At 61.9% G+C, this 5,014-nt stretch carries 4 protein-coding genes and 3 pseudogenes; 5 read left to right on the top strand and 2 right to left on the bottom strand.

The window, feature by feature from the left end:
- Both DBR18_RS25385 and DBR18_RS25380 read left to right on the top strand, forming a co-directional pair.
- Positions 1-144 (top strand): annotated as a pseudogene (locus DBR18_RS25385) (LysR family transcriptional regulator); the annotation flags it as partial.
- Between the two features lie 149 nt (positions 145-293).
- Positions 294-434, top strand: a pseudogene (locus DBR18_RS25380) (LysR family transcriptional regulator); the annotation flags it as partial.
- 145 nt (positions 435-579) lie between these two features.
- Here DBR18_RS25380 and DBR18_RS25370 read toward each other — a convergent pair.
- Complete coding sequence (locus tag DBR18_RS25370; RefSeq protein ID WP_108592376.1) at positions 580-1,440, bottom strand: LysR substrate-binding domain-containing protein; 861 nt, start codon at positions 1,438-1,440, stop codon at positions 580-582.
- Between the two features lie 113 nt (positions 1,441-1,553).
- On the opposite strand from DBR18_RS25370, the gene DBR18_RS25365 reads away from it, so the two are divergent.
- The 3 genes from DBR18_RS25365 to DBR18_RS25350 all read left to right on the top strand — a co-directional run bounded on the left by DBR18_RS25365 (position 1,554) and on the right by DBR18_RS25350 (position 4,393).
- Positions 1,554-2,663, top strand: coding sequence for a 2-aminoethylphosphonate--pyruvate transaminase (locus tag DBR18_RS25365; RefSeq protein ID WP_108592375.1), 1,110 nt, complete (start codon positions 1,554-1,556; stop codon positions 2,661-2,663).
- A gap of 153 nt (positions 2,664-2,816) precedes the next feature.
- On the top strand, positions 2,817-3,644 hold the full coding sequence (phnX, locus tag DBR18_RS25355) for a phosphonoacetaldehyde hydrolase (protein ID WP_108592374.1): 828 nt from the start codon (positions 2,817-2,819) through the stop codon (positions 3,642-3,644).
- Positions 3,645-3,838: 194 nt separating this feature from the next.
- Entirely contained in the window at positions 3,839-4,393 is a 555-nt protein-coding gene (locus DBR18_RS25350; protein ID WP_108592373.1) for a cytochrome b, read from the top strand.
- 159 nt (positions 4,394-4,552) lie between these two features.
- Here DBR18_RS25350 and DBR18_RS25345 read toward each other — a convergent pair.
- A pseudogene (locus DBR18_RS25345) lies at positions 4,553-5,014 on the bottom strand (1-aminocyclopropane-1-carboxylate deaminase); the annotation flags it as partial.

Genomic DNA, 5,014 nt, shown 5'->3' with positions numbered 1-5,014 from the left:
GGCGGTGGGGATTCACGGGTGTGCGCGTTGCCGATCACCGATTGCACCCGGCGGTTGACCGAGACGCTGGTGTGCTTGCGCGAGCAGAGTTCGCGGCGGGTGGTGGCAACATTTCTCGATATGGGTCGCGAGAGCCTCAACTGACAACCCCTGTAGGAGCTGCCGAAGGCTGCGATCTTTTGATTTTGCTTTCAAAACAAGATCAAAAGATCGCAGCCTTCGGCAGCTCCTACAAGGGGATATGGGCATGGCGCAATACCAGTGGATGAAGGCACCCCGGTGTGTCGTGAGGCGGTGGGGATTCACGGGTGTGCGCGTTGCCGATCACCGATTGCACCCGGCGGTTGACCGAGACGCTGGTGTGCTTGCGCGAGCAGAGTTCGCGGCGAGTGGTGGCGACGTTTCTCGACATGGTGCGCGAGAGCCTCAACTGACAACCCCTGTAGGAGCTGCCGAAGGCTGCGATCTTTTAATTTTGCTTTTAAAAAACAAGATCAAAAGATCGCAGCCTGCGGCAGCTCCTACAGGGGATAGGGGCATGGCGCAATACCTGCTCGCGAAGGGCCATAACTCGGTGTATCAGGCCGACGCCAGATCGAAGAACGCCTGGATCAGGCGCAACTCCCGCCTCCGTTCCATGCAGCCAATCATGTGCCGATTGACCAGCCCGTCCCCGGCAATCGGAATCGCCACCACCCGCGGGTCATGGCTGACTTCCACCGACGACACCACGCCCACCCCCAGCTCCGCCGCCACCGCTTCAGTCACCGCCTCGCGGCTGTCCAGCTCCAGCAACACCCGTGGATGCACCGCCGCCTGCGCGCAGGCCTGATCGAAGGTGCGCCGGGTAATCGAACTCGGCTCGCGTAACACCATGATCACCTGATCCAGCTCCCTGAGCTTGACCTCCCCGGCCCGCTGCGCCCACGCATGCGCGGCGGGCACCAGTGCGCAGATCCGCGATTCGCTCAAGGCTTGCAGATGCAGGCCCTTGCGCGGTTCGACCTCGGTCAGCACCGCCACGTCGGCATGCTCGGACAACAGCGCGGCGAGGGTTTCCTGCGCATTGCCCAGACGCAGATTCACCGTGATCCCCGGATAGCGCGCACGCAGGCTGGCGAGCATCGGCATGACCATGTGCGGGCCGTCCGCCGCCACTTCGAGGCGCCCGGTGAGCAACTGACGATTGGCTTCGAGCAGGGTCTGCGCTTCCTCGGCCAGACCGAACATCGCGCGGGTGATCGCTGCCAGTTTGGTGCCCTCCTCGGTCAGTTCGACCCGACGCGCGGTGCGCCGTAACAGGGTGATCTGGTAGTGCTCCTCCAGCGCCTTGATGTGTCCGGTGACCGCCGGCTGGCTGATGAACAGGCGCGCGGCGGCGCGAGTGAAACTGCCCTCCCGGGCCACGGCGTCGAAGGCGCGCAGCTGGAACAGGTTCATGAATAACCCTCACTGATGGCTGACATAACAACAAACAATTTGATTGATACACCGCCGAATTGCAACGTATGCCCCGTAGCTTCATCCCACAGCGCTATCGCGAGGACACACGAATGAGTACTGCCGCACCCATCCTGCTCACTCCCGGCCCGTTGACCACCTCGGCCCGCACCCGCCAGGCAATGATGGTCGACTGGGGGTCATGGGATGACCGCTTCAATCTACTGACCGCCAGCCTTTGCGAACAATTGCTGGCGATCATCAACGGCGCCGCCACGCACCACTGCGTGCCATTGCAGGGCAGCGGCACCTTCGCCGTTGAAGCGGCGATCGGTACGCTGGTGCCGCGCGATGGCAAGGTACTGGTGCTGATCAACGGTGCCTACGGCAAGCGTCTGGCGAAGATCTGCGAAGTGCTTGGCCGCTCGTTCAGCACTTTCGAAACCGCTGAGGACGAACCGACCACCGCTGCCGACGTCGACCGCCTGCTGCGCGCCGATGGCGACATCAGCCACGTCGCGCTGATTCATTGCGAAACCAGCACCGGCATCCTCAACCCTTTGCCGGAAATCGCCGAGGTTGTGGCGCAACACGGCAAGCGCCTGATCATCGATGCCATGAGCTCGTTCGGCGCCCTGCCAGTAGACGCGCAAAAAGTGCCGTTCGATGCGTTGATCGCCGCTTCAGGCAAGTGCCTGGAAGGCGTGCCGGGGATGGGTTTTGTCTTCGCTCGCAAAGAATCCCTGGCAGCAGCGGCCGGCAATTCGCACTCGCTGGCGATGGACCTGTATGACCAGCACGCTTACATGCAGAAGACCGGCCAGTGGCGTTTCACCCCGCCGACCCACGTGGTCGCGGCGCTGCACGAAGCGTTGCTGCAATACAACGAAGAAGGTGGCCTGCCGGCGCGCCATGCGCGTTACGCCGCCAACTGTCAGGCGTTGATGGAAGAGATGGGCAAGCTCGGGCTGCGCAGCTTCCTGCCGGCAGCGATCCAAGCGCCGATCATCGCCACCTTCCATGCGCCGACGGATCCGCGCTACCAGTTCAAGGACTTCTACGAACGGGTCAAGGCCAAGGGTTACATCCTCTACCCCGGCAAACTGACCCAGGTCGAAACCTTCCGCGTCGGCTGCATCGGCCACGTTACCCCGGACGAAATGCGCCAGGCGGTGGCGGCCGTGGGTGAAGTGCTGCGCGAGATGGAAGTCCTCGATATCTGAAACACCACGATACCTGTGGGAGCGGGCTTGCCCGCGATAGCGGTCTGACTATCAGCATAGATGTCGACTGAAAGAGCCCCATCGCGGGCAAGCCCGCTCCCACAGGTTCGCCGAACCTTTTGAATTGCATTGCCTACTCAGGAATCGATTGCCATGAACTACGTAAACCCAAGCAAACTGCAAGCCGCCATCCTCGACTGGGCCGGCACCGTGGTGGATTTCGGCTCGTTCGCGCCGACGCAGATTTTCGTCGAAGCCTTTGCCGAATTCGACGTTCAGGTGTCCATCGAAGAGGCCCGTGGCCCGATGGGCATGGGCAAGTGGGACCACATCCGCACCCTGTGCGATCAGCCGCAGGTCGCCGAGCGTTATCGCAAAGCGTTCGGCCGCACCCCGACCGATGACGACGTGACCGCGATCTACAACCGCTTCATGCCCCTGCAGATCGAGAAGATCGCCGAGCACTCGGCGCTGATTCCCGGCGCCCTGGAAACCATTGCCAACCTGCGCCAGCAAGGGATCAAGATCGGCTCCTGCTCCGGCTATCCGAAACAGGTGATGGACAAGGTCGTGGCGCTGGCCGCCACCAACGGCTATGTCGCCGACCACGTGGTCGCCACCGACGAAGTGCCGAACGGTCGCCCATGGCCGGCTCAGGCACTGGCCAACGTGATTGCGCTGGGCATCGATGATGTCGCGGCCTGCGTGAAAATCGACGACACCGTGCCGGGCATCCTCGAAGGCCGTCGCGCCGGGATGTGGACCGTGGCGCTGATCTGCTCCGGCAACGCGCTGGGCCTGGACTACGCCGGCTACCGTGCGCTGGGCAGCGACGAACTGGCCAGCGAACGCAAACGCATCCATGCGCTGTTCGCCGACTCGCGCCCGCACTACATGATCGACACCATCAGCGATCTGCCGGAAGTGATTGCCGACATCAACAAGCGTCTGGCCAACGGCGAGATGCCGCAGTCGAGCTGATCACGCTTTTCGTCAACACAACAAAAAACGCCAGGGCCTTTGCGACTCTGGCGTTTTTTTTGGCTCAAGCCCTGATTCAGCGCATTGAAACTCCGATCAGCCTCAGGCAAATCCGCCAAAGCGGATTACAGTTAAAGCATGCCGTCGCTCAAGAACGGCCTGTAGCGCCCCCCTGATCTGTGAGGAAATACCGTATGCCGTGGACAAGTTCCGAATCCCGCTACAGCACCGTGTCCGTGCTGTTGCACTGGCTGATGCTGCTTCTGTTGATCCTGGTGTACGCCAGCATGGAGCTTCGGGGGATCTTTCCAAAGGGCAGTGGTGGCCGCACGCTGATCCGCGAAGTGCATTACATGCTCGGCCTGACCGTGTTCGTGCTGGTGTGGTTTCGTCTGGTGGCCCGCAGCATCGGCCCCGCACCGAAAATCTTCCCGGCCTCGCCGCAATGGCAGACATTGCTGGCAAGGGTGATGCACTGGCTGTTGTACCTGTTCATGATCAGCATGCCGATCCTTGGCTGGCTGATCACCAGCGCCGAAGGGCATCAGGTGATGTTCTACGGCTTCGATCTGCCGCTGCTGGTCCATGAAGACAAGGCGTTCGCCAAGCAGGTGGAGCACTGGCACGTGTTGATCGGCAATACCGGCTACTGGCTGATCGGCCTGCATGCGCTGGCGGGGCTTTATCACCATTATGTGGTGGGCGATAACACCTTGTTGCGGATGATGCCCAAGCGCGCTCCGCGCTGACGCCAGGTTTTGACCATTGTAGTGAGGGGATTCATCCCCGATGGGCTGCGAAGCGGCCCTAAAACCTGTGCACACGGTGGATCAGACTCAGTGCGTGTCCAATGAGGGGCCGCTGCGCAGCCCATCGGGGATAAATCCCCTCACCACAGGGTTACTCATTCATCCTGTGGTGAATCCGCGGCGCCCCTGTAGGCCGCCGGTATGCACGAAGATCAACCGTGTGCCTGGCTCGAATCCGCCCGCCTCGATCTGCTCCTTGAGCGCTAAAAGCGCCTTGCCGGTATACAAGGATTCCAATGGAATGCCGCTGCACCGTTCAGTGTTGTCGATGAATTCAAGCAACACCGGATCAACCTTGGCGAAACCACCCCGGCTGGCGTCGATCAACGTGTAAAGTGCCGCTTCCAGCCCAGCCTCCCGCACAATTGCCGCCACCTGCGGCGCCACACCATGATCCTCGGGCACCGCCAGCGCGCCATACACCGGATGCGCACCTGCCTCGGCGAGCACCAACCCTGCCAGCGTCGTCCCGGTGCCGCAGGCCAGCCACCAGCCGTGATAATCGCTCCAGCCCAGGTTGCCCAGTTGTGCGCTCACCTGCTCCTTCAACACCTTGCAGCC

The sequence above is a fragment of the Pseudomonas sp. HMWF021 genome (assembly GCF_003061005.1).
Classification (GTDB): Bacteria; Pseudomonadota; Gammaproteobacteria; order Pseudomonadales; family Pseudomonadaceae; genus Aquipseudomonas.
This window is presented reverse-complemented; position numbering and strand designations above follow the sequence as displayed.